This is a genomic window from Olsenella absiana, from assembly GCF_036408855.1.
Lineage (GTDB): Bacteria > Actinomycetota > Coriobacteriia > Coriobacteriales > Atopobiaceae > Olsenella_K > Olsenella_K absiana.
In genome coordinates, this window is sequence record NZ_JAZGJQ010000006.1 from 56,224 (window position 1) to 81,097 (window position 24,874).

Consider the following 24,874-nt stretch of genomic DNA (forward strand, 5'->3'; position numbering starts at 1 on the left):
CAGGCTAGGCGTTCGCGTCGAACTTGGTCTTGCACTTGGGGCAGGTCACGCGGACCTTGCCCTTGCCCCTGGGCACGCGGACGTGCTGGCCGCAGTTTGGGCAGGTGAGGTGCTTGTAGGCGCGCGCCTCGCGCATCGCCGCGGCGGGATTCCTGACCCACGGGGCGAGCGGCCCGAGGACGGCCAGGAAGTGCTCGTTCTCCTCGCGCCTGTCCGCGACCTTGGTGGAGGAGATCCTGAAGCCCGTGTAGAGAAGCAGCGCCACGGCGACGAGGGAGATCACCCACGTGTGGGCGAAGAGGTTGACGACCACGAGCACGATGGCGACGGCGAGCGTGAGGTTGGAGATCTCGTCCGCGCCGTTCCTGCCTTTGAGCCAGTCCGCGAGCTTGTCGTTCATGTTCTTGTCCATGCGGTCTCCTGTCCTTGCCGGATGGCCCGGGCGCCCGCGAGCCGGATGCCCCTGCCCCGGCGACGATGCCTGAGCCCTGGGTGACGAACCGATGTCCCGCCCTCCGCGGGACGCCTGGCGCACGAGGCGCCGCGGCGGCGCAGGGGCGCGACGCACAAGAAGAGGCTAGCGCCTCCCGGCGCCAGCCTCCGATTTTCCCCGATAAGCACATGACGCCGAGGCCCGGGTGCGCGGGCTACCGGGCCCGCGAGCCTAGTGCGCCGGTCCCGCGCGCCGGTCCCGCGAGCCGGTTCCGCGGGCCGGGCAGCCCGCGGCGCTCCGTCCCTACCCCAGGCACTCGCCCATCACGTAGGCACGGCAGAGCCGCTCGGTCTCGACGATCGCGTCCACGTGGCAGCGCTCGCGCCCGTGGCTGCTCAGGCACGCCATGCCGAAGGCGCCAGAGGCGAGGTTGCGGCCGAGCACGGAGGCGGCGTTCGCGTCGGTCGAGTAGTGGAAGCACACCTGGGTGTTCCAGCGGCCCTCGTCGCAGACCTCCTCTGCGCAGCGGATCAGCCGGTTGGAGAGGTTCCAGTCGTAGGGGCCCTTGTGGTCGCTCACGATGACGCCAACGCTGTGCTCGTCGGAGTCGTAGTCCGGGCCGATCAGCGTGATGTCCAGCGCCACGTACTCTGCAACCTCGGGCGGCACGTACGCGCCGCCGTGGCCGATCTCCTCGTAGATGGGGAACGCGAAGAGCGTGTCGAACGCCGGCTTGCGGCCGCTTCGCGCGAGCCAGTCCAGGACGTCGAGCAGCACCGCGACGGCGGCCTTGTCGTCGATGTGGCGCGACACGATGTAGCCGTTGTCGAAGGCCTGGAAGTGCGGGTCGATCGAGCAGATGGCCCCTTGCGTCACGCCGAGCGCGCGGGCGTCGGCCGGGCTGTCGACGTCGCCCACGATCGAGACGGACATGTTGTCCTCGTCGCGCTCGACGGTGCGGGCGTCGGCGAACACGTGCGTGGAGTGCCGCTTGCAGATCACCTGGCCGGGCACGACGCGACCGTCCCTGCAGTGGATGCGGCAGGTCTCGCCCTCGATGGAGTGGTAGTTGATGCCGCCGAGGTTGCGCACGCGCAGCGTGCCGTCGTCGTTGAAGCCGCGCACGATCAGCCCGATCGTGTCGAGGTGGGCGCCCACGCAGACGGTCCTGGAGCCATCCTCTCCCGGCACGCGCACGTACATGGTCGCCTTGTTGTCAACGAAGGGCTCATAGCCCATCCCCTCGAGTCTCGATGCGAGAAACTCGTGGATCTCGGGGTAGTACCCGACGGTCGAGTCGACCCCCACGAGCTCCTCGGTAAGGTCGCGCAGCCGCGCCGGGTCGATCCCGTCCAGCCCGAGGCGCTCTGCAGCCGCGCGGCGCGCCGCCTCGTCCAGGGGCGCCGCAGCAGCCCTCGCGGCCGTCCCGCGCTCGCTCTCGCTCGCCATGGCAGCCCCCTACTCTTCCGTCGCCGACGCGACCTCGCCGGCCGCCACCTGGGGCTTGGCGTAGAGGCCCACGAGCTCCACGAGCATGTCGACCATGGCCTCGAGCTCCGGGATCGGCACGAACTCCATCACGCCGTGGGCGTTGTAGTAGCCCGCGGAGAGGTTGGCGCACGGGAAGCCGCGGAAGGAGAGCTGCGAGCCGTCGGTGCCACCCCTCATGGGGATGCACCTCATCTCTTGGCCGACCTTCTCGAAGGCCTTGCGCGCGTTCTCGATCAGGTGGCTGTTCTCCGGCCTCAAGATCACGTCGGCGAGGTTGTAGTACTGGTCGCGCAGGGTGACGGTCACGACCTGCCTACCCATGCGCTCGTTCAGGTATTCCGCCGCGTCGAGCATGAGCTGCTTGCGGTGCTCGAACTTGGCCTTGTCGTGGTCGCGGACGATGTAGTGGCTCGTGGCCTCCTCGCAGCTGCCCTCGACGCTCGAGAGGTAGTAGAAGCCGTCGTAGTTCTCGGTGAACTCGGGGCGGTCCTGGGCGGGGAGCAGCTCGTTGTAGCGCATGAGGGTCTCGGCGGCGTTGACCATGAGGCCCTTGGCCGTGCCGGTGTGGACCGAGAGGCCCTTGGCGCGCACCACGGCCTCGGCCGCGTTGAAGGTCTCGTAGCAGAACTCGCCGAGCGGGCCGCCGTCGATCGTGTAGCCGAAGGCGGCGCCGAACTTGTCGAGGTCGAGCAGGGCGGCGCCGTGGCCGATCTCCTCGTCGGGCACGAAGGCGAAGGCAAGGCGCGGGTGGCGCAGCGACGGGTCGTCCTTGAGGCGCCTCATGAGGCTCACCATCTCCGCGTCGCCGGCCTTGTCGTCGCCGCCGAGCAGCGAGGTGCCGTCGGTGGTGACGAGGTCCCAGCCGACCATGTGCTCGAGCGCGGGGTTGGTCTCGGGGCCGATCCAGACCTCCTTGCCGTCGCGGCCGGTGCCGATCAGGAGCCTGCCGCCCTCGTAGCGCTTCACCTGCGGGTGGACGGGCGAGCCGTAGCTCTGCCAGGCGGTGTCGATGTGGCAGCAGAAGCCGAGGGTCGGCAGGTCCTCGAGGCCCTCGCTGGCGGGCCAGTGGCAGATGACGTAGGCGTGCTCGTCCACGGAGACGTCCTCGGCGCCGAGCTCGCGCAGGTCGTCGGCGATCACGTTGGCGATGTCGAACTGGCTCTCGGTCGTGGGGATGTTGTCGGGGTTGGTGGGGTCCTTCGTCTCGTCGGACTGCGAGGCGACCTTGCAGTACCTGACGAACCTGTCGAGAACGTCGCTCATGTCTCTTCCTTTCGGTCTGCCGCGAGGGCGCGGCCTTTTCGCGAGGGCCATCTGGTCGAGGGGCGCGGCCTCTCCACGCCCCGGGCTTGGGTGCGGCCGCAGCGGACGACGAGGCCCGAGGCCCGCCGCGGCACGCGGGGGCTTCCGTCAGTGCCCGGCCGACGCCTCCACGAGGGAGCGCCACAGCAGGCGGTCGGTCTCGAGCGTGGGCCAGGTGTACTCGGGGTGCCACTGGACGCCCAGGCAGAAGCGCCTGCCGGGCACGTCGATCGACTCGATGATGCCGTCGGTGGCGTAGCCGTCCACGCGCACGCCCTCGCCCGGCCTGGCCACGCACTCGTGGTGGCTGGAGTTGACCTGCAGGCGCGGGCGGGCGCCCATGACCTGGTCGAGCAGGGTGCCCGCGACGACCTCAACGGGGTGCGCGGGGTCGTTGAGGATGATCTCGTGGCGCCAGTGCGTCGTGCCCTCGCGGGTCGGCAGGTCGTAGAGCCACTGCGAGAGGGTGCCGCCGAGGGCCACGTTGAGCAGCTGCATGCCGCGGCAGATCGCCAGCAGCGGCTTATCGGCCGCGAGGACCTTCTCCACCAGCGGGAACTCGAGCGCGTCGCGCTCGGGCGAGACGTCGGAGGCATCCGCACGGGGCTCCTCGCCCCAGCGGGCGGGGTCGACGCTGTGGCCGCCAGGGATCACGAAGCCGTCGCACATGTCCACGTAGCGCTGGATCAGGGCGGCGTCGTCCGTGATGGGCATCATGACCGGCAGGCCGCCGGCGTCGACGATGGCGTCGAGGAGCCCCCGGCTCAGCGACTCGTTGGGCAGGAACCTCTCGCCGAAGAGCTCCTTCGCGGGCTCGTAGCGCGGGGTGACGCAGATCAGCGGGCGGTCTTTGGGCACTTGCATGTCTCTCCTCGATGGGCGCGGCAGCTCCCCGCCAGGCGCGGCACCACGTGGCCACGCGCCTGGCGCGTGGCCGGCAGTCGATGCAGCTTGCTGTATATTCGCGGCCCTCTACGTTAGGACGGCGAACGGAGAAAAGCCAGCGGGACGCAGCGGCGTTAACAGGTTCTTACGCAATCTGCTCAAAGCCGCGCCCGGGTGGCCGCCGCGCGGACGCGGGCCGCGCGCACGGTGCCGCCAACGCCCGGCCGGGACGCTTTTGTTTCGGAAGGTCGCCCTACTCGCCCAAAGGTGATTATTTGGCTATCATTGTAAAAACCTATTTGCTGGGTGTGATTTGCGCCCCCGCCGCGGACGCGCGCGAACCCCGCTCGCGTCCCCGCAGCGCTCGCACCGCTCAAGAAAGGACAACCATGGCCTCATCGCGCAACGGCGGCCCTGTCCGCGCGACCAGCTCCAGCCTCACCCGCCGCTCCTTCCTCAGGGGCGCGATCGGCGTCGCCGCCACCGCAGGCGCCGCCGGGGCGCTCGCCGGCTGCGGCGGCGCCTCCTCCAACGCGGGCACCACCACCGAGAAGGTCCTGCGCTTCGGCGTCGCCAACCCCAAGGCGAGCTTCGACACCCAGATTACGTCCAACACCTGGGGCGCGTCCGAGAACGTCTGCGACACGCTGATCCGCCTCAACCCCGACTCCAAGCAGCTCGAGCCGGTCCTGGTGACCTCCCTGCCGACCGTATCCGAGGACGGCCTGACCTACACCTTCGAGCTCAAGGACGGCGTCAAGTTCCACGACGGCTCCACCCTCACCGCCGAGGACGTCCGCTACACGCTGACGCGCGTCCTCGCCAAGCAGGCGCAGTCCGACGGCTACGACAAGATCGCGGGCGCCAAGGACGTCGTCTCCGGCGCCGCCACCGAGCTCGCGGGCTTCTCCGCCCAAGACGACCGCCACTTCACCATCACGCTCTCCCAGCCCTTCTCCTCCTTCCCCTACCTCCTCGCGCAGTTCTACGCCTCCATCTACCCGCACGAGGCATGCGAGGCCGCCGGCGACTCCTGGGGCACGGGCACCGACTTCATCGGCTGCGGCCCCTTCAAGCTGGAGAGCAACGACGACTCCACCGAGGTGGTGCTCACGGCCTTCGACGAGTACCACGACGGCAAGCCGGCGATCGACCGCGTCGAGGTGCACTACATCGACGACGGCAACACCCGCATGATGAACTACACCAACGGCGACATCGACCTGTGCTTCCTCGACACGTCCCTGCTGGACCAGTACAAGTCCAACGACGACGTGAGCGGCCAGATCGTCTACTACACGCCCGCGGCGACGCAGTTCCTGAACATCAACCTCAACGACGAGAGCTTCCAGGACGTCCGCGTGCGCCAGGCGCTCTCGCTGGCGATCAACCGCCAGGAGCTGTGCGACACCATCCTCTCCGGCGCGGCCAAGCCCTGCTCGGCCTTCATCCCCAGCTCCGAGACCGGCTACGACAAGAGCGCGGAGGTCCTGCCCTACGATCCCGACCAGGCGCGTAAGCTCCTCGCCGAGGCGGGCGCGACAGACCTTCACCTCACCGCCCAGGTGCGCTCCCAGGACCAGGCGGTCATGGTCGCGATCCAGAACTACTGGCAGCAGGTCGGCGTCACCGTGGACGTGCAGGTCATCGACTCCGGCCTGTGGCGCGAGTCGCGCTCCAACGGCTCCCTCTCGCTGACGCTGGTCACGTGGTCGACCCTCTCGTTCGTGGGCGTCGAACACATGGGCTCCTACTTCAGGAGCGACAAGGCCAAGACGCGCAGCTCCTTCTACGACAGCCCGGCGTTTGACGCCTACGTCGACGCCGCGCGCAGCTCGCAGGACGAGGCAACGCAGCTCGACAACGCCATCCAGGCCGACCGCCAGCTGGTGCGCGTCGACTACGGCACCATCCCCGTGGACTGGCCGCAGAACCCCTACGTGCTTCGCGAGGGCTACGAGGGCCTCGAGATGCTCGTCGACCCGCACTTCAGGAAGGTCACGTACAACAAGTAGCAGTCACCGGCCGGCGCCCGACGAGCGCCGGCCCCTTCTTTGCCCCCGCACCGGTTTCAATGGCTCGACGCAGGAGAGCGGCAGGCCGCCAATGGCGACCTGCCGCTCACTTAATGGCAGACCTTGCTGATCCGGGCCGCGCACGAGCCCCTCGGACGGCGCTACGCACCCGACTCCTGCCGCGACGCAGCCGGGCTCGCGGCACCGGCTCCCTGGGCCACGCCCATCGGCATGAGCTCGCGCTCCGCCTCGCTCAGGGCCTCGTCGAAGAGGTGGCAGGCGCAGAGGTGGCCCGGCTTGACCTCGCGAAGCTCCGGGACCTTCTCGGTGCACACCCTCATGCACTTGGAGCAGCGGGTGTGGAAGCAGCAGCCCTCGGGCGGGTTCGTGGGGCTCGGCACGTCGCCCTGGAGGATCTTCTTGTCCTGGATCCTCTCGTGGCCGATGCGCGGGATGACGTCGAGCAGCGCCTGCGTGTAGGGGTGCAGCGGCCGGTCGTAGAGCTCGTCGGTCTCGGCCAGCTCCATCTCGTGGCCCAGGTACATGACCATGACGCGGTCGGAGATGTGCTTGACGACCGAGAGGTCGTGGCTGATGAAGACGTAGGAGAGGCCGAGCTTCTCCTGCAGCTCCTCGAGCAGGTTGATGACCTTCGCCTGCACCGAGACGTCGAGGGCCGAGACGGGCTCGTCGCAGATGACGATCTCGGGCTCGAGCACGATGGCGCGGGCGATGCCGATGCGCTGGCGCTGGCCGCCGGAGAACTCGTGCGGGTAGCGATACTTGAACACGAGGTCGAGGCCGACCGCCTGCATGATCTCCTCGACGCGGGCGTCGCGCTCGGCGCGGGTCTTGTACGTGTGCGCGATGTCGATCGGCTCGGCGATGATGTCGGCCACGGTCATGCGCGGGTTGAGCGAGCTGTACGGGTCCTGGAAGATGAGCTTCATCTTCTGGCGCGCGCGGGTGAGGTCGGCCCCCTTGAGCGAGGTGAAGTCCTCGCCGTCGAGGTAGACCTTGCCGCTCGTCGGCTCGGTGAGCCTCAGGACGCACTTGCCCGTCGTGGACTTGCCGCAGCCAGATTCGCCCACGATCGCGAAGGTCTCACCGCGGTGGAGCTCGAACGACACGTCCTCGAGCGCGTGGACGTAGCGCTTGGAGCGCCCGACGAGGCCGCTCTTGATGGGATAGTGCTTGGTGAGGTGCTCGACCCTGAGCACGACGTCGGAGTCCTTGGCGCCGGACGCGGGCTCGGTGTTCTTGTCCATGTTCTGCTCCATCGGCTACTCACCCCACTTATCGGTGTACTTCCAGCAGGCGCAGCGGTGGTTCTCGTCGCCGTCGACGGGCAAGAGGTCCGGCGTCTCCTTGCGGCAGATGTCCCTGGCGAAGGGGCAGCGCGGGTGGAAGGGGCAGCCCGTGGGCATCTCGGAGAGCATGGGGACGTTGCCGGGGATCGCGAAGAGCTTCTCCTTGTCGTCGTCCAGGCTCGGGATGGAGTCGATGAGGCCGCGCGTGTAGGGGTGCTTGGGGTTGGTGAAGAGCTCCGCCGAGACGGTGTACTCCACCTTGTGGCCGGCGTACATGACGAGCACCCAGTCGGCCATCTCGGAAACGACGCCCATGTCGTGCGTGATGAGCATGACCGCGGTGCCCAGCTCCTGCTTCATGCGGTCGATCAGCTGCAGGATCTGCGCCTGGATGGTAACGTCGAGGGCCGTGGTCGGCTCGTCGCAGATCAGGAGGTCGGGCTGGCAGGCGAGGGCGATGGCGATCATGACGCGCTGGCGCATGCCGCCGGACAGCTCGTGCGGGTAGCTGCGGAAGACCTTCTCGGGGGCGGGGATGCCGACGAGCTTGATCATCTCGAGCGCGCGGGCGTCCGCCTCCTTCTTGTCCATCTTGGGGTTGTGCACCAAGATGCCCTCGCGAATCTGCTTGCCCGCGGTCATGACGGGGTTGAGCGAGGTCATGGGCTCCTGGAAGATCATGCCCATCTTGGAGCCGCGGTAGGCGCGCATCTCGTCGCGGGAGAGCTTTGCGAGGTCCGTGCCGTCGAAGTTGATCTGGCCGCCGGTGATCTTGGCGGGCGGCTGGGGCAGGAGCCCCATGATGGAGAGGGCGGTCATCGACTTGCCGCAGCCGGACTCGCCGACGACGGCCAGGGTCTCGCCCTTGCGCATGACGAAGGAGAGGTCGGTGATGGCGGGCAGGGCCCCGTCCTCGGTGAACAGCGTCACGTGGAGGTTCTCCACGTCGAGAAGGACCTCCTTCTCGACGTCGCGTGCGATCGCCTGCTCGGCGATGCGCCTCCCCTCCTCGCGGGTGACGGAAATATCCTTAGGCATGTGTCCTCACCTCCTAGGCGCGCATCTTGGGATCGAGCGCGTCGCGCAGCGAGTCGCCCAGCATGTTGAACGCCATGACCGTGATGATGATGGCGATGCCGGGGATGACGCTGTAGTACGTGTTTGACTGGATGTAGGGCTGCGAGGCCGAGATCATCTGGCCCCAGCTCGCCATGGGCGGCTGCACGCCCAGGCCGAGGAAGGACAGCGACGCCTCCGAGAGAATCGCGTTGGGGATGCCGAGCGTCGAGACGACGATCAGCGTGGAGACGCAGTTGGGCAGCAGGTGCTTCATGATGATGCGCCAGCTGGAGCCGCCCGAGAGGATGCAGGACTGGATGTACTCCGAGCCCTTGAGGCGCATGACGTCGCCACGCACGAGCCTCGCCGTCGAGGTCCACATGAGCAGGCCCAGGGCGACGTAGAGGTTGATGAGACCCGGCCCGAGCACGAACATCACAACGATCGCGAAGAGCAGGAACGGGAAGCTCGAGAAGACCTGGATGATGAAGGAGATGACGGCGTCGACCTTGCCGCCGAAGTAACCTGCGAAGACGCCGGCGAGGAAGCCGATCACCAGGGCGATCAGCTGCGAGATCACGCCGACGGACAGCGAGATGCGGCAGCCGAAGATGACGCGCGAGAGGATGTCGCGGCCGAACTCGTCGGTCCCGAACGGGTGCGTGGCGTTGGGCGCCTGGAGCATGTTGGAGAGCTCCTGCGCGTCCGGGTCGAAGGGCGCGAGCACCGGCGCGAGAAGGGCGACGAGCACCAGCAGGCCCACGATGACGAGGCAGGTCATGCCGACCTTGTCCTTCTTGAAGATGTTCCAGCTGACGGCCCAGTAGCTCGAGGCGCGCTTCTTGCCGGTCCTCGCCTGCTCGGCCTCCTGGGCCTTGGCGGCGTCCTCGGCGACGCGCTCCGCCTGCTGGACCTTCTTGTCTCCCTTGTCGCTCGAAAGAAGTGCCATTACTCCTCACTCCCCCCTCCGAGTCGGATGCGCGGGTCGACCACGGCGTAGAGGATGTCGACGACGAGGTAGACCACGACGCAGATGAGTGCGATGTACATGACGCCGCCCTCGATGAGCGGCAGGTCGCGGGCGTTGATGGCGTCGAGCAGGAGCTTGCCCATGCCCGGCATGGCGAAGACCGACTCGATGAGGATCGAACCCGTGAAGATGTCGCCGAGCTGCGTGCCGGCGATGGTGATGATCGGGATCAGAGCGTTCCTAAGGCCGTGTCCCATGATGATCGCCCAGCGCTTGAGGCCCTTTGCCTCGGCGGTGCGGATGTAGTCCTGGTTCAGGACGTCGAGCATCGAGGTGCGCGTCACGCGCGCGATCGACGCGGCGTAGCGCAGGCCGAGCGCGATGACGGGCAGCACGAAGGCCGCGGGCGTCTTGACGCCCGAGAGCGGGAACCACTTGAGGTTCAGCGCGAACACGATCTGGACGATGATGGCGACCCAGAACGCCGGCGCGGATATGCCGAAGATCGAGAGCGCCATCAGCAGCCGGTCCACCCACTTCCCGTGATAGACGGCCGCGAGGATGCCCACGACGAGGCCCACGGCGAGCGCGAGCAGGTAGGCGAAGCCGGCGAGGCGCGCCGTGACGGCGAAGGCCTTGCCCATGAGCGACGCGACGCTCTTGTTCTGGGTGTAGGACGTGCCGAAGTCGCCCCTGATCATGTTGCCGAACCAGCTGGCGTACTGCTCGGGCACGGGGCGGTCCAGGCCCATCGTGTGCCGCACCTGCTCGATCGTCTGCTCGTCCGCCATGTCGCCCATCATCACGCGCACGGGATCGCCCGGCACGATGTTGAGGATGAAAAACGTGATGGCGGAGATGCAGACGATCACGCCAATCGCCTGCAGGATTCTCTTGATGAGAAAGTCCCTCATTCAGCCTCTCCCCTCTCCAAAACGGGGCATTTATGCGTTATCGCGACCAAATGCCACAAGGATATTACTACTGCCGTGGGGCGCCATCCCGCTGGATGGCGCCCCACGGTCCAACACGTAACAGTAGCCAGACGTCGGTCAGCCCTGCAGCCCTACTCCTCGCCGGAGTAGTCCTCCTTGGAGGTGTCGATGTCGACGTCGAACATGTGGTACACGAGGTTGCCGACCTTGGCGTTCTTGACGTAGTCCTTGGCGACGAACTGGTTCTTGGGCCAGTAGAGCGGCAGCGTCGCGAAGTCGGTGCGGGTCAGGAGGTTGTCAGCCTGCTTGTAGAGGTCGGCGCGCTCCTGCTTGTCCTGGGACACGCGCGCGCGGGAGACCAGGTCATCGAACTCGGGGTTGTTGTAGAAGGACGACTTGCCCTTGGCGTTGGCGCTGTAGAAGTAGGTGTACATGTGGTTGTCGGCGTCGGCGTACAGGGGGAACCAGCCGAGGGCCGTGATCTGCAGGGTGCCGTCGGCCCAGTCCTGTGCCCAGACGCCGTTGTCCTCGACCTGCACGTCCAGGGTGACGCCGACCTTGTTCCAGTAGTCCTGGACGGCGACGAGCTGCTTCTGGTTGATGCCGTTGCGGACCTTGGCGACCAGCGAGAGGTTGGTGGCGCCGGCCTCGGAGAGGAGCTGGCGGGCCTTGTCGGGGTTGTACTCGAACGCGGGCGCGTTGGGGTCGTTGCCGGGGGTCGCCGGGGCGAGCCAGCCGGACGCCGCGGTGCCCGCGCCGCCGGCGATGGAGTCGATGAGCTCCTGGCGGTTGATGGCGAGGGAAAGCGCCTGGCGCACGCGGACGTCGGTGAGGCCCATGCCGTCGCTCAGGTTGAGGTTGACGAACTGGACGCCCAGGGTCTCGTACTGGGTGATGAGGTCCTTGACGTCGGGGTCGTTCTGGTACTGCGCGAGGAGCGAGGCGTCGAGGTCGCAGTAGTCGATGTCGCCGTTCTTGAAGGCCATCATCTTGGTGTTCAGGTCGTCGTAGAAGACGTAGTGGATCTCGTCGAGCGCAGGCTCGCCGTCGTGGTAGTCGCTGAACTTCTCCACCACGGTCTCGGTGGTGTCGTCGTTCTCCTTGACCTTGTACTTGCCGGTGCCGACGATGTTGGTGCCGGAGCCCCAGCTGGTGCCGGCCTTCTCGCAGGCGTCCTTCGGGAAGATGTCGGCGTAGTTGATGCCGAGGTTGTTGACGAAGGTGACCATGGGGTCGGTCAGCACGAAGGTGAAGTGGGTGTCGTCCTCGACGGTGAGGCCCTCGAGCTCGGTGGCCTCGCCTGCGAGCATCTCCTTGGCGCCCTTGATCTTGTCGTACATGTAGGTGGACTTGGCGCCCGTCGACGGCGTGAACATGCGCTCGAAGGTGTACTTGACGTCGTTGGCGGTCAGCGTGGAGCCGTCGTGGCACTTGATGCCCTGCTTGAGGGTGCAGTGCAGGGTGACGCCGTCGTCCTCGAAGGAGGGGATCTCGGTCAGCAGGCAGGTGACGAGCTCGTTGTCCTCGGTCCAGCGAAGCGGCGCCTCGACGATGGAGTCGGCGATCGAGGAGCTGCCGGAGTTGGTGGACTTCTGCATGTCCAGGCCCTGCTTGGCGTTGGACTGGCCGAAGCGCAGGATTTTCTTCTTGTCGCCGGAGTCGCTGGAGGAGGAGCCGCAGGCAGCGAGCGTGGAGGCAGCGACGGCGCCGGTGGCGGCGACGGCCGAGCCCTTCAGGAAGTTACGACGAGTGAGAGAGCTCATCATGTGCACCTTTCTTTGGTCCGACAGAATCGCGCATATGCGGCGGTCGAAGTTCAAACGCTTTCGACCTGGCTTATGCTTCCATGTAACTATGTATGAGAGTTCGGTCAGTTTATTCATCACTGGGTATGATTTACATTCTAGTAACACCTATCGTACAAAGCCGCAGATAGAAAGGGCATCGAGCAACAGTCATGAGTCCTGAAGGTCGCTGCAGCGGACGGGGCGCAGCGAACAGGCGTACGCACATCGGGAATTCGGACAGTATCCGATATCGGTGTCGGGACGCTTGCAAGGGAGAGCAGCCGTAGGGGCACTGGCGGGGATGGCAGTCGTCAGGGTTCAGGTGCTTGAAGCAGACGTCGGGACCCCTCTGCGAGCCGCTGCAGGCCTCCCTAATGAAGGAGGGGCCGCTTGGCGGCCCCTCCGGAAGTGCACGTTCTTCTCCGCGGACGATACCCGTCCACGTCGGGTGGCGATCGGCGCTACTCGGCGTCGGTCTTCTCGGCCTGCTCCTCGCCGGCCTCCTCGCCCTCGAGGGGCTTGACGACGACCTCGGTGCCGAGGGTCTCGGCGGCGGCCTTCATCGAGAGGGAGATGCGACGACGGTCGAGGTCGATCTCCATGACCTTGACCTGGACCTTGTCGCCCACGGCGCAGACCTGCGCGGGGGTGTCGACGTGGCTCTTGGCCATCTCGGAGATGTGGACGAGGCCCTCGACGCCGTCGCCGAGGTCCACGAAGGCACCGAAGCTGACGAGCTTGGTGACGGTGCCCTCGACGATCGCGCCCACGGGGTACTTCTTGACCAGGGTACGCCAGGGGTCCTCGGTGGTCTGCTTGAGGCCGAGGGAGATGCGCTCGCGGTTGAAGTCCACGTCCAGGACCTGGACCTCGACCTCCTGGCCGACCTTGACGACCTCGGAGGGGTGGTTGACGTGGTTCCAGGAGAGCTCGGAGATGTGGACCAGGCCGTCGATGCCGCCGAGGTCGACGAAGGCGCCGAAGTCGACGATCGAGGAGACGGTGCCCTTGAGGCGCATGCCGACCTTGAGCTTGGAGAGGATCTCCTGGCGCTCGGCCTTGCGGGCCTCCTCGAGGACGACGCGGCGGGAGAGGACGACGTTGTTGCGGTTGCGGTCCATCTCGATGACGCGAGCCTCGATGCGGGTGCCGAGGTAGGCGTTCAGGTCCTTGACGCGACGGAGGTCGACGAGCGAGGCGGGCAGGAAGCCGCGCAGGCCGATATCGAGGATAAGGCCGCCCTTGACGACCTCGATGACCTCGCCCTCGACGTTCTCGCCGGACTGGAACTTCTCCTCGACGCGGTTCCACGCACGCTCGTACTCCGCACGCTTCTTGGAGAGAATCAGACGGCCCTCCTTGTCCTCCTTCTGCAGGACAAGGGCCTCGATCTGGTCGCCCAGGGAGACGACGTCGGCGGGGTTGACATCCTTGCGGATGGAGAGCTCGCGAGCCGGGATGACGCCCTCGGACTTGTAGCCGATGTCGAGCAGGACCTCGTCGTGCTCGAGCTTGACGACCGTGCCGGTCACAAGATCGCCCTCATCGAAGTCGGTGATCGTGCCGTCGATGAGCTTGTTCATCTCCTCGTCGGACACGTCATCCAAGGAGAAGATGGACGAGTTCTGAATCTCACTCAAAAGTGGACCCCTTTCGGAAATGGGGCCCCGTTCTACATGGTCGCTGCCTGCGTTGCCATCTGGTACGTTGGCGTGTGCTGGAAACTTGCATGCTCTCGGGGGCCGATAGATACCGTGTATGAGCCCCATGCCCATACGTCGGTAAGAGTAACCAATGGACGGGGGCGATTGCAAGGACGAACCCTCGAATAGCACATTTTCCATGTACGGAGAGACCGCAGAGAAGGACCGGGGCCCACGACCCCGTCTCCGCGTGGCAGAATAACCCACAACATATTACCCCGGACGAAGCATGGAGGGTGCACCCATGGACGACGCCCTGTATCGCAACCACCTCGCCATCCTCGAGGAGGAGCTCGTCTGCGCGCTCGGCTGCACCGAGCCGATCGCCGTGGCCTACGCAGCCGCCCTCGCGCGCGAGGCGCTCGGCACCGCGCCCGCGCGCCTCTCCGTCACCTGCAGCGGCAACATCATCAAGAACGTGAAGAGCGTCACGGTGCCCAACTCGGGCGGGCAGCGCGGCATCGAGGCCGCGGCCCTTCTCGGTGCCGTCGGTGGCAACGCCGAGGTGGCGCTCGAGGTCCTCGAGTCGCTGACCGACGAGGACCGCGCCCGCGCGGCTGCGCTCGAGCGCGCGGGCGCCTGTGCCGTCGAGCTCGCGGAGGACGTGCCCAACCTCTACGTCCGCGTCATCGCCGAGGCGGACGGGCACGCCGGCGTGGCCTGCGTCTCCGAGCGCCACACCAACGTGGTGGAGCTCTCGCGCGACGGCGTGCCCGTCGAGGTCGCCGGCGTCTCTCCGCACGACGCCGGCGGGAACGCCGCCGGCACCGACCGCTCCCGCCTCTCGCTCGAGTCCATCTGGGAGTTCGCCCACGTGGTGGACCCAGATGACGTGCGCGGCCCCGTCGAGCGCCAGATCAGCCTCAACCGCGCCATCTCCAACGAGGGGCTGCGCGGCGACTGGGGCGCCCGGATCGGCAAGACGCTCCTGCTCACCCGGCCCGACGACATAACCTGTCGCGCCCGCGCCGTCGCGGCGGCGGGCTCCGACGCCCGCATGAGCGGCTGCGCCATGCCCGTGGTCATCAACTGCGGCAGCGGCAACCAGGGGATCACAGGCTCGGTCCCGGTCGAGGAGTACGCCCGCTACCTGCGCGCCACCGACGAGCAGCTGCTGCGCGCCGTCGTGCTCTCCGACCTCACCTCGGTGCACGCGAAGCGCTTCATCGGCGAGCTCTCCGCGTTCTGCGGCGCCGTCACCGCGGCCGCCGGAACCGGCGCGGCCATCTGCTACCTGCGCGGCGGCTCGTTCGCTCAGTACGAGGCCACCATCGCCAACACCCTGGCCAACGTGGGCGGCATCGTCTGCGACGGCGCCAAGCCCAGCTGCGCAGCCAAGATCGCGGCCGCCGTCGACGCCGCCATCCTCGGCTGCGACATGGCGCTCGCCAACGTCGACTTCGGGCCGGGCGAGGGGCTGGTCGGAAGGACGGCCGAGGAGACCATCCGCTCCATGGGCTACGTGGGCCGCGTGGGCATGCACCCCACCGACATCGAGATCCTGAACATCATGATCGGCAAGACCGACACGAGCGACGAGGGCTGCGCAGGGGCAGGGGGCGACGCGGGCACCCCCTACGCCACCTCGCAGGAGAGGACCCGATAGCCCGCCTCGTCGACGACGCCGCGCAGGGCCGCCTCGTCGATCGGCGCCTTGGAGCGCACGTGCGCGGAGCCGTCGGCGAACGAGACCTCCGCCCAGGTGCCGCCGACGGAGTCGAGCGCGCGCGTCACGTTCCGTGCGCAGCCCTCGCAGGTCATGCCCGCGATCGAGAGGTCCGCCGCGTACGGGTAGTGCGACTCGTCCTTGTCCGTGACCCTGACCTCTCGAAAGCGCCGCGCGGACGGCTTCGCCTTCCCGGAGCAGCAGTCGCGCCTGCCCGTGGCCGCTCCCATGGCACGGCGCGCCCCGAGGACGACGCCCAGGGCGACGAGAGCGACGATGATGACGTTGGCGACCATGTATACCCCCAGTCCGTTTATGTTTGACAAGGGTAACTGTAGCGCCATGCGGAGGGGTTGTACAGGCTTGGCTGGCATCTGCCTCCACGGGGCCAGCCGTTGAGATCCGCGGGCGATAAGGACGTCCGGCCGCGGCCGGCTGCGGGGGCCAGCGGCCCCCGCCCCGGCGCCCCCCCCTACTCCTCGAAGCCCGCGTCGACGGCGAGCGGGCCCGCCTTCCCGTCGGCGGCCGACGTCGCGAGCTCGTCGCACTTCTCGTTGTACTTGTGGCCGGCATGGCCCTTGACCCACACGAACTCGACGTCGTGCCTTCGCATCGCGGCCACGAGGCGCTTCCAGAGGTCCGGGTTCTTGACCGGCTTCTTGCTCGCGGTCTTCCAGCCGTTCCTCATCCAGCCCTGGACCCAGCGCTTGTTGATGGCGTTCACGAGGTACTGCGAGTCCGAGTGCAGCTCGACCGTGCACGGACGGCTCAGCGTCTCGAGCGCAACGATGGCCGCGAGGAGCTCCATGCGGTTGTTCGTCGTCCGACGGAAGCCCTGGGAGAGCATCTTTGAGTGCAGCCTGCCGGCGTGGTCGGAGAAGAGCAGGACCACGCCATAGCCGCCGGGACCGGGGTTCCTCCTGGCGGACCCGTCGGTGTAGGCGACCACGTGCGTCCTGGCCGTGGCGGCCGCGGAGCTGGCCGTGGCGGCCGCGGGGCCCGGCGTGCCGGCCGCGCCCGCGGGGCCGGAGAGACCGCCCTGCCGCACGAACTCGTCGAAGCTCGCCATCCTACTTCGCCTCCGCCCAGTTGTCGCCGAACGAGACCTCCGCGATGAGGGGCACCCTGAGCTCTACCACGCCCTCCATGGCCTCCTTCACGAGCGCGGAGCAGACCTCGACCTCGGAGGCGGGCACCTCGAAGTCCAGCTCGTCGTGGATCTGCAGCACGAGCTTGCTCCTGAGGCCCCTCTCGCGCAGCATGCCCGGCACGCGGGTCATGGCGATCTTGATGATGTCGGCCGCGGTGCCCTGCATCGGGTGGTTCATGGCCGTGCGCTCCGCGAAGGAGCGCAGCTGGTAGTTGCGCGACGCGATGTCCTTGCAGTGGCGCTTGCGCCCGTACATCGTCTGCACGTACCTGTGCTCGTGCGCGAAGGCGATCTGGGCGTCGAGGAAGGCGCGCACGCCGGGGTACGCCTCGAAGTAGCGGTCGATCATCTCCTGCGCCTCCGCGCGCGGGATCTTGAGCGAGCTTGCGAGCCCATAGGCCTGCTGGCCGTACACGATGCCGAAGTTCACCGCCTTGGCGCGGCTGCGCATCTGCGGCGTCACCTCGTCGAAGGGCACCTTGAAGACGCGCGCCGCCGTGGAGCGGTGGAAGTCCTCGCCCTCGCAGAAGGCCTCGATCAGGTGCTCGTCACCCGAGAGGTGCGCGAGCAGCCTCAGCTCAATCTGCGAGTAGTCGCAGGCGAGGAAGACCGAGCCCTCGGGCACCGTGAACGCCGTGCGCACGCGGTGGCCCAGCTGGGACCGGGTGGGGATGTTCTGCAGGTTGGGGTCGGAGCTCGAGAGGCGCCCCGTCGCCGCGACCGTCTGGTTGAGCGTGGTGTGGATGCGGTGGTCGCCCGCGATCAGGGCGGGCAGGGCGTCCAGGTAGGTGCTCTTGATCTTGGCGCGCTCGCGGTAGTCGAGGACCTCCTGCACGCGCGGGTCCGTGGCGGCAAGGTCGCCCAGGGTCTTGGCGTTGGTGGAGTAGAAGCCCTTGCGGGTCTTCTTGAGGCCCGCCGTCGGGAGCCCCCACACGTCGAAGAGCACGTGGGAGAGCTGCTGGGGCGAGTCGACGTTGAAGTCCTCCCCCGCCTCCTCGTGGATGTGGGCGACCATCGCGTCCACCTCGGCGCCGAGCTCGGCGGACTGCTGGCGCAGCCGCTCCGGGTCGACGTAGAGGCCGGTGCGCTCCATCTCCATGAGGACGGGGAGCAGCGGCATCTCCATCTCGCGGAAGAGCTTGGCGGAGCCGTCCTTCTCGAGAAGGTCATCGAGCACCGGGACGAGCAGGCGGGCGGCGACGGCGTCGAGCGCCTCGGCGGGCAGCTCGTCTGTGGGCTCTGGCAGGTGGGTCTCGGGCAGGCGCGTGGCGAGCACCGCCGCGGGCGAGAAGTCCGTGCGGTCGGACTCGAGCAGGTAGTCGGCGACGCCGACGTCAAAGATGCGCGCGGGGTCCACGTCCTTCTCGCCGAAGAGGGCGGGTTTTGAGGAGTCCGCGGGGTAGGCGAGGTGCAGGACGGCCTTGACGTCGCCGGAGGCGAGCCTGCCCTCCCCGACCAGGCGCGCGACCGCGCCGGCCACGACGCCTGCCCCGGGGTCGGCCGCGTCGCCGCCAGCCGCGTCGACCAGGTGCAGCAGGCTGTTCCCGTCGAAGAGCCACAGCTCCGCCGCGGGCGCCTCGTCGAAGAGCGACTGCTGGCCCTTCCTGCTCCCGGGGGCGACCCTCGTCGCGGAGACCCAGCCGCCCCCCTTGACGGCAGCCCCCAGCGCCTCGAGCGCCTCCTCGCCCTCGAGCACGGGCGGGACGTCGAATTCCGCAGGTGCGGGCGCGGGCGCGGCCGGCCCCGCCCCCTTGTCCGAGAGGCGCACGAGCCTTGCCGTCATGCCGGTGAAGCCCAGCTCGGAGAAGGCTCGCGTCACCTCTGCGGGGTCGAAGGTCGGGAACTTGGCGCTCGCGAGGTCGACGTCGATCGGCGCGTCCCTGCGGATGGTCGCGACCTTGCGGCTGAGCAGGGCGTCGTCCACGTGGGCGCGCAGGTTCTCGCCCATCTTGCCCTTCACCTCGTCGGCGTGGGCGATGACCTCGTCCAGGCTGCCGTACTTGACGATGAGGGCGGCCGCCTTCTTAGGGCCGATGCCGGGGACGCCCGGGATGTTGTCGGAGGTGTCGCCCTTGAGGCCGTAGAAGTCCGGCACGAGCGCGGGCGTGATCCCGTGGTAGAGGTCGTCGACGCTCTCGGGGTCCATGATGGCCACGTCCGAGACGCCCTTCTTGGTGGAGACGATCCTCACGTGGTCGGTCGCGAGCTGGTACATGTCGCGGTCGCCGGTGAAGAGGTACATCTCGTAGCCGGCCTCCTCGCCGCGGCGGGCGAGCGTGCCGAGGATGTCGTCGCCCTCCCAGCCCTCGCACTCCACGACGGGCACGTCGAGGGCGCGCAGCAGGTCCTTCACCATGGGGAACTGCTCGTGGAGCGAGGGGTCCATGGGCGGGCGCTGGGCCTTGTACTGCGGGAGCATGTCCATGCGCACCTGCGGCTTGCCCTTGTCGAAGGCGCAGATGACGCCATCGGGCCGGAAGGACTCGACGAGCTTGATGAACATGTTGAAGAACCCGAAGAGGGCGTTGGTGGAGCGCCCGTCCGGGGCGCTCATGGGCTGGCGGATCGCGTGGAAGGCGCGGTGCATCAGGGAGTTGCCGTCGATGACGGCGATGGTGCGGCGCGGCTCCTCCGCCGTCGCCGGGCTGGGCTGGGGCATGGGCTTCCTTTCTCGTACGTGTCCACCCATTGTAGCCAAGCGCTTGCGACGGCATCCGCCGAGGAGGCGCGCGCGAGGCGCCGGGACACGATACAATCTATGCAAGCAAGTGCAACTGCATGTCAATTCCGCCTTAATTTTCGCGTAACAAGCGACACTTAAGGTGGTTTCATGCAGCGCGCCGACCGAGCGCGCGGCGAGCTCGACCTATTCGCTCGACCTATTCGAGAAAGGCGGGTCAATGGCAACTGACAGGGTCACACAGGAGTACAGCAGCCTCGTCTTCACGGACGCGGACATGCAGGAGCGGCTGCCGAAGCCGACCTACAAGGAGCTGCGGAGCACCATCGACGAGGGCAAGCCCCTCGACCTCAAGATCGCCAACGAGGTCGCCCACGCGATGAAGGACTGGGCGCTCGAGCACGGCGCGACCCACTTCACGCACTGGTTCCAGCCGCTGACGGGCATCACCTCCGAGAAGCACGACAGCTTCATCACCCCCAAGGGCGACGGCACGGTGCTCATGGCCTTCTCCGGCAAGGAGCTCGTCCAGGGCGAGCCCGACGCCTCGAGCTTCCCCTCCGGCGGCCTGCGCGCCACCTTCGAGGCCCGCGGCTACACGATCTGGGACCCCACGAGCCCGGCCTTCATCAAGGACGAGGTCCTCTGCATCCCGACCGCGTTCATCTCCTACACCGGCGAGGCGCTCGACAAGAAGACCCCGCTGCTGCGCTCCGAGGTCGCCCTCGAGCAGCAGGCCAAGCGCGTCCTGTCGCTCTTCGGCAAGTCACCCAAGCGCGTCGTCACGACCGTCGGCCCCGAGCAGGAGTACTTCCTCATCAAGGAGGACGACTACGCCGCCCGTCCCGACCTCGTGATGTGCGGCCGCACCCTCTTCGGCTGCGCGCCGGTCAAGGGCCAGGAGCTCGAGGAGCACTACTTCGGCGCCATCCGCCCGACGGTCAACGCCTTCATGAAGGAGGTCGACGACGAGCTCTGGAAGCTCGGCGTCCCCGCCCGCACCAAGCACAACGAGGTCGCCCCCGCCCAGCACGAGCTCGCGCCGATCTTCGAGGCCAGCTCGCTCGCCATCGACGACAACCTCCTCACGATGGAGAAGCTCAAGCTACTGGCGACCCACCACGGCCTCGCCTGCCTCGAGCACGAGAAGCCCTTCGACTACGTCAACGGCTCCGGCAAGCACAACAACTGGTCGCTCTCCGCTGACGGCGAGAACCTCCTCGAGCCCGGCAGCAACCCCGAGGACAACCTCCAGTTCCTCGTCTTCCTCTCCTGCCTCGTCGCGGCCGTCGACAACCACGCCGACCTCCTGAGGAGCTCGGTCGCCTCGGCCGGCAACGATCACCGCCTCGGCGCGAACGAGGCGCCCCCGGCGATCATCTCCGTGTTCCTGGGCGACGCCCTCACCCCGGTCGTCGAGGGCCTGATCAAGAAGGAGCACACCGAGAGCGCCGAGCGCGAGGTCATGGACACCGGCGTCCCCGCCCTGCCCAACATCTTCCGCGACAACACCGACCGCAACCGCACGAGCCCGTTCGCCTTCACCGGCAACAAGTTCGAGTTCCGCATGTGCGGCAGCCAGCAGAACCTCTCCGACCCCAACGTGGTCCTCAACACCGCCATGGCCGAGGAGTGCGACCGCTTCGCGACCAAGCTCGAGGGCGTCCCCGAGGAGGAGTTCGTCTCCAGGGCCCTGCGATTCGTGCGCCACACCCTCCGCGACCACCAGCGCGTCCTCTTCGACGGCAACGGCTACTCCGAGGAGTGGGAGGAGGAGGCCGAGCGCAGGGGCCTGCCCAACTACAAGACGACCCCCGACGTCCTCCCCTGCCTGGTCACGCCCGAGAACATCGCCTTCTTCGGCAAGTACGGCGTGCTCAACGAGTCCGAGGTGCGCGCCCGCTACGTCACCAAGTGCGAGACCTACGCCAAGCTCCTCAACATCGAGGCCAACACGATGGTCGACATGGCGCGCAAGCTCTACGTGCCCGCCATTTCCTCCTACGCGGGCGACCTCGCCACGGCGGCTGCCACCAAGGCCGAGCTCGGCATCGACTGCCCGGCCGAGCGCGAGCTCATCTCGCAGCTGACCGCCGGCATCGACGAGATCGTGGCCGCCACGAAGGACCTCGACGCCAAGAACGCGGACGCGCGCTCCAAGGAGGACCCGCAGGAGAGCGACAACGCCTACCGCGACTTCGTCCTCCCCGCGATGGACAGGCTCAGGGCCGCCGTCGACGGCATGGAAGAGATCTGCGCCACCGACTACTGGCCCGTCCCGAGCTACAACCAGCTGCTGTTCTGGGTGTAGGGCCGGCTCCGAGCGAGCGAGGGCAAGACGAGAGGAGGGGGCGTCCCGGGTCAGCCGGGGCGCCCCCTCCCTTGTCGCACGACGCGCCCGAGGCGAGCGGCAGGCGGCTGGACGGCCCGAGGAAGGCCCTCCCGCCGGCCCCTCGCCAGGCTCTACAGGTCGTCAGGCTGGCCGACGTCCGGGTCCTTGAGCCTGATTCCGCTCGCCACCTCCGAGACGCCGTCGACGACGAGCGCGCAGGCGCACAGGAGCATGCCCACGGCCGTGGAGAAGACCGGCGTGGCCACCACGAAGGCGCCCAGGAGGATGGTCAGCACCCCCATCGCGAGGCGGGCGCCCCAGTGGTGGTCGGCCACCCCCCTGAGGTCGAGCGCCTCGAAGACGTCGTTAATGCCCGTGAGGATGATGTAGAGGCCGATCAGCGACCAGATGAAGAGGACGAAGACCGTCGGCGCCATGACCATGATGATGCCGGGGACGATTTCTGCCAGGGCGACCGTGAGGTCGGCCACGACCTCGGTCTCGGGGTTGCGCCGCACGAAGGACGTGACCAGCGTGATCACGCCCGCGACCACGAGCGTCCAACCGACGACCTCGACGAGGGAGCTCGTCGCGGCGATGGGGTACAGGAAGATGATCACCCCGAGGACGATGAGGGCGACACCCGTGAGGATGATGGTCGCGCGCGCCCTCTTGAAGAGCTTGCCCATAGCTGCCTCCTATCCCTTGGCGGCGAGAGCCACCGCGCGGGGCCTTCGTATGCACGCACCGGAACCGGACGACCCCAGGGCCCGGGCACCGAGGGGAATATACCCCATCGATCCCGACAAGTCCGGCGGGCGGCCTTTCTCTTCCCCTACGTTTTGCGGTACCCTAGTCCGGCGTAAACGCAATTATGGACAAAAACAACACATTGCCCCGGAATCGAGAACACCGATGCCCGCACTCATAACCCACCACCTCTTCGGCGAGGCCGCCGTCACCTCCCTGCCCGAGGGGCTCGTCCAAGGCCAGGAGGAGCTCTTGGCCTTCCTCATGGGCAACCAGGGGCCGGACCCCTTCTTCGCGCGCTTCTCCACCCGGCCGGACAAGGCCGCCGTGGCACACCGCCTCGCGCACGAGATGCACGAGGAGCACGTCGCCGGCGCCTTCGTCTGCCTGCGCCAGGCCGTCACCCACCTCTGGGAGGAGGACAAGGGCGTCGGTCGCGCCTTCGTCCTCGGCATGGCCGGCCACTACCTGCTCGACCGCACCGCGCACCCCCTCGTCTTCGCCGAGCAGGACGCCATCTGCGAGGCGGGGGTGGGCCTCGAGGGCGCCGGCGTGGACGTGCACGCCGTGATCGAGAGCGACATCGACACCTGGATGCTCTGGCAGGAGCGCCACGCGACCGTGCTGGACTGCCCGCCCGACATGGAGCTGGCCCTGACCTCACGCATCGCCCGCGTGGCCGGCGCGCTCTTCTCGCAGGTAGCGTGGCAGGTGTACGACCTGCGCGTCGGAGCCGACGAGTTCGGCCGCTCCGTACGCGACTACGCCTTCGTCTACCGCCGCATCGAGCCGGCAGGCTCCATGCGCTGCGATGGCTACGCCGCCATCGAGAGGCTCCTCCGGCCGCACTCCCACCTGCGCGCGATGGCGCACCAGGTGCTCAGGAGCGACGAGTGCGCCTCCGCCAACCTCGAGCGACACCCGTGGACGGACCCGTCGACCGGCGAGGTCTCCTGCGACAGCTTCGCCGACCTCTACCACAAGGCCCTGGCGGACTACGCGGGCTTCGTCGAGTCCTACGTGCGCGGCGGCGGCCTCAACGTGGAGGAGATCGTCTGCGGCATCAACTACGACGGCGTGAGGGGCACGCACTAGCCCTGGGCGAGAAGGACCTGGCGCTGCGGGCTGTCTGCCCGCGCGGGGCGTGCGCCTAGCCCCTCGGCCGGTTCCTGCGCGAATCCTCCCGCCGCCCGGGCTGCCTCGCCGCCTGGTCCTTCGGACCCGACGGCCCCTGGGCGCCCGTCCGCTTGGTCGGACGAGGCCTCTCCTGGCGGTCCTGGCGCTGCGGACGCAGGCCCAGCCTCGTCTGCCCGGACGGGCGCGACTGCGCCTGCGAGGGGCGCTGCTGACCGCGCGCCGGCCTCTGCTGGCCTGCCGCCGGGCGCTCCTGCGCGCGCGCCGGCCTCTGCCTGCCTGCCGTCGGGCGCTGACGGGACTGCCCCCGCTCGGGGCGCTCGGCGGCGCGACGGCGCGACCCCTCCTGAGTCGTGCCCTCGGACGTCCCGCGCCTTGCAGGCTGCTGCGAGGGCCTTCGCGCGGGCCTGCCCATGTCCTTGGAGGTGACGGAGGGGCGCTCGACGGTCCGTGCGGGCCGCCGCTCTCGCCTCAGATGCCGATCGTCCGCGCCGCCAGTGTCACTAGGCTGCCGCCGCTCCCCCTCGGCCTCCTGGAGCCGCGCCGTGCGACGCGGGCGGTGCCGCTCGGCGGGACGACGAGCGGCGTCGCCCTCCGCCCGTGGCCCCTCTCGCCCCTCGGCCGCGTCGGCGCCCTCCCCTCCCGGGACGTGCGCGCACAGGCGGAGCATCCTCGTCGGGACGACGAGCAGCAAGAGGAGCACGAGCGCGGCGCAGACGTAGTCGCCCGTGGCCGGCGCGCCGTAGAGGAGGGCGCAGCCGAGCAGCACGAAGGCGGCGAGCATCGCGGAGGCGAGCTTGCCGAAGAGCGTGTGACGCTCCCGACGCGCCATCCACGCCACGATCGAGACCAGCGGCGCGGTGAGGGCGAGCAGCGCCATCGGAAGCAGGATCTTGCGGGAGAGCCCCTCGTAGGTCATGGAGGTGGCCAGCACGGCCGTCTCCACCAGGCCTAAGTTCAGGGGGATGGCGCCGAACACGGCCTCGCGCGCGTCCGCGAGGTGGACGGCGAGGATCACGTTCACGAGCACCCAGGGCGCGAAGTGCAGGAGCACCGCCGGGGAGCCCACGAGGGCGACGTCGAACGTGACGGAGACGATCCCGCCGATCATGCCGAGCAGCAACAGGATGATAGTCTCTGCTACCCGCACGACGCCTCCCCGTAGCTCAAGGCCACTTCCTCCGGCCCCGTTGGAAAATTCCATACTTCCTTAAGTTATCACAGAGGACAAAAGCACGAGGTCACACGGGCCGTATTACATGCGCTCTGCGC

Annotated in this window: 19 protein-coding genes; 4 read left to right on the forward strand and 15 right to left on the reverse strand. The window is 68.0% G+C overall.

The window, feature by feature from the left end:
* Positions 1 to 4 precede the first annotated feature (4 nt).
* From VXJ25_RS06475 to VXJ25_RS06490, 4 genes are all read right to left on the reverse strand, one after another.
* Positions 5 to 412, reverse strand: a complete 408-nt coding sequence (locus VXJ25_RS06475; RefSeq protein ID WP_330958390.1) for a hypothetical protein — start codon at positions 410 to 412, stop codon at positions 5 to 7.
* Between the two features lie 324 nt (positions 413 to 736).
* Positions 737 to 1,882 (reverse strand): M20/M25/M40 family metallo-hydrolase, encoded by a 1,146-nt coding sequence (locus VXJ25_RS06480; RefSeq protein WP_330958391.1) that lies wholly within the window; start codon positions 1,880 to 1,882, stop codon positions 737 to 739.
* 9 nt (positions 1,883 to 1,891) lie between these two features.
* Positions 1,892 to 3,187: a peptidase T gene (pepT, locus tag VXJ25_RS06485; protein WP_330958392.1), complete on the reverse strand. Its 1,296-nt coding sequence runs from the start codon at positions 3,185 to 3,187 to the stop codon at positions 1,892 to 1,894.
* 147 nt (positions 3,188 to 3,334) lie between these two features.
* Positions 3,335 to 4,090, reverse strand: coding sequence for a gamma-glutamyl-gamma-aminobutyrate hydrolase family protein (locus tag VXJ25_RS06490; RefSeq protein WP_330958393.1), 756 nt, complete (start codon positions 4,088 to 4,090; stop codon positions 3,335 to 3,337).
* 410 nt (positions 4,091 to 4,500) lie between these two features.
* On the opposite strand from VXJ25_RS06490, the gene VXJ25_RS06495 reads away from it, so the two are divergent.
* Positions 4,501 to 6,126, forward strand: coding sequence for an ABC transporter substrate-binding protein (locus VXJ25_RS06495; protein WP_330958394.1), 1,626 nt, complete (start codon positions 4,501 to 4,503; stop codon positions 6,124 to 6,126).
* Positions 6,127 to 6,287: 161 nt separating this feature from the next.
* Here VXJ25_RS06495 and VXJ25_RS06500 read toward each other — a convergent pair whose 3' ends face one another.
* The 6 genes from VXJ25_RS06500 to rpsA form a co-directional block, all read right to left on the reverse strand.
* On the reverse strand, positions 6,288 to 7,406 hold the full coding sequence (locus VXJ25_RS06500) for an ABC transporter ATP-binding protein (protein ID WP_330958395.1): 1,119 nt from the start codon (positions 7,404 to 7,406) through the stop codon (positions 6,288 to 6,290).
* A gap of 3 nt (positions 7,407 to 7,409) precedes the next feature.
* Positions 7,410 to 8,474 (reverse strand): ABC transporter ATP-binding protein, encoded by a 1,065-nt coding sequence (locus VXJ25_RS06505; protein WP_330958396.1) that lies wholly within the window; start codon positions 8,472 to 8,474, stop codon positions 7,410 to 7,412.
* A 13-nt stretch (positions 8,475 to 8,487) separates the two neighbouring features.
* Complete coding sequence (locus VXJ25_RS06510) at positions 8,488 to 9,444, reverse strand: ABC transporter permease (protein ID WP_330958397.1); 957 nt, start codon at positions 9,442 to 9,444, stop codon at positions 8,488 to 8,490.
* Positions 9,444 to 10,379 carry an ABC transporter permease gene (locus VXJ25_RS06515; protein WP_330958398.1) on the reverse strand — a complete coding sequence of 312 codons (936 nt, stop codon included), beginning with the start codon at positions 10,377 to 10,379 and terminating at the stop codon, positions 9,444 to 9,446. Before VXJ25_RS06515 ends, VXJ25_RS06510 begins: the two co-directional genes overlap by 1 nt.
* 152 nt (positions 10,380 to 10,531) lie before the next feature.
* Positions 10,532 to 12,163: an ABC transporter substrate-binding protein gene (locus VXJ25_RS06520; protein ID WP_407941920.1), complete on the reverse strand. Its 1,632-nt coding sequence runs from the start codon at positions 12,161 to 12,163 to the stop codon at positions 10,532 to 10,534.
* Positions 12,164 to 12,648: 485 nt separating this feature from the next.
* Entirely contained in the window at positions 12,649 to 13,827 is a 1,179-nt protein-coding gene (gene rpsA, locus VXJ25_RS06525) for a 30S ribosomal protein S1 (protein WP_330958400.1), read from the reverse strand.
* Positions 13,828 to 14,134: 307 nt separating this feature from the next.
* On the opposite strand from rpsA, the gene VXJ25_RS06530 reads away from it, so the two are divergent.
* Complete coding sequence (locus VXJ25_RS06530; protein ID WP_330958401.1) at positions 14,135 to 15,496, forward strand: L-cysteine desulfidase family protein; 1,362 nt, start codon at positions 14,135 to 14,137, stop codon at positions 15,494 to 15,496.
* Here VXJ25_RS06530 and VXJ25_RS06535 read toward each other — a convergent pair.
* From VXJ25_RS06535 to VXJ25_RS06545, 3 genes are all read right to left on the reverse strand, one after another.
* On the reverse strand, positions 15,466 to 15,852 hold the full coding sequence (locus VXJ25_RS06535) for a heavy-metal-associated domain-containing protein (protein WP_330958402.1): 387 nt from the start codon (positions 15,850 to 15,852) through the stop codon (positions 15,466 to 15,468). The two genes, VXJ25_RS06530 and VXJ25_RS06535, sit on opposite strands and share 31 nt — an antisense overlap.
* A gap of 176 nt (positions 15,853 to 16,028) precedes the next feature.
* The gene (gene rnhA / locus VXJ25_RS06540; protein WP_330958403.1) at positions 16,029 to 16,625 is read right to left on the reverse strand and encodes a ribonuclease HI; all 597 of its coding nucleotides are present in this window, start codon (positions 16,623 to 16,625) and stop codon (positions 16,029 to 16,031) included.
* Between the two features lies 1 nt (position 16,626).
* Complete coding sequence (locus VXJ25_RS06545; protein ID WP_330958404.1) at positions 16,627 to 19,365, reverse strand: DNA polymerase I; 2,739 nt, start codon at positions 19,363 to 19,365, stop codon at positions 16,627 to 16,629.
* 241 nt (positions 19,366 to 19,606) lie between these two features.
* On the opposite strand from VXJ25_RS06545, the gene VXJ25_RS06550 reads away from it, so the two are divergent.
* Complete coding sequence (locus tag VXJ25_RS06550) at positions 19,607 to 21,697, forward strand: glutamine synthetase III family protein (protein ID WP_330958405.1); 2,091 nt, start codon at positions 19,607 to 19,609, stop codon at positions 21,695 to 21,697.
* 152 nt (positions 21,698 to 21,849) lie between these two features.
* Here VXJ25_RS06550 and VXJ25_RS06555 read toward each other — a convergent pair whose 3' ends face one another.
* Positions 21,850 to 22,407, reverse strand: coding sequence for an HdeD family acid-resistance protein (locus VXJ25_RS06555; protein ID WP_330958406.1), 558 nt, complete (start codon positions 22,405 to 22,407; stop codon positions 21,850 to 21,852).
* A 226-nt stretch (positions 22,408 to 22,633) separates the two neighbouring features.
* Here VXJ25_RS06555 and VXJ25_RS06560 point away from each other — a divergent pair, with 226 nt between their 5' ends.
* Entirely contained in the window at positions 22,634 to 23,563 is a 930-nt protein-coding gene (locus VXJ25_RS06560) for a zinc dependent phospholipase C family protein (protein ID WP_330958407.1), read from the forward strand.
* Positions 23,564 to 23,618: 55 nt separating this feature from the next.
* Here the strand turns inward: VXJ25_RS06560 and VXJ25_RS06565 are convergent, their stop codons facing one another.
* Positions 23,619 to 24,752 (reverse strand): hypothetical protein, encoded by a 1,134-nt coding sequence (locus VXJ25_RS06565; protein WP_330958408.1) that lies wholly within the window; start codon positions 24,750 to 24,752, stop codon positions 23,619 to 23,621.
* Positions 24,753 to 24,874 lie beyond the last annotated feature (122 nt).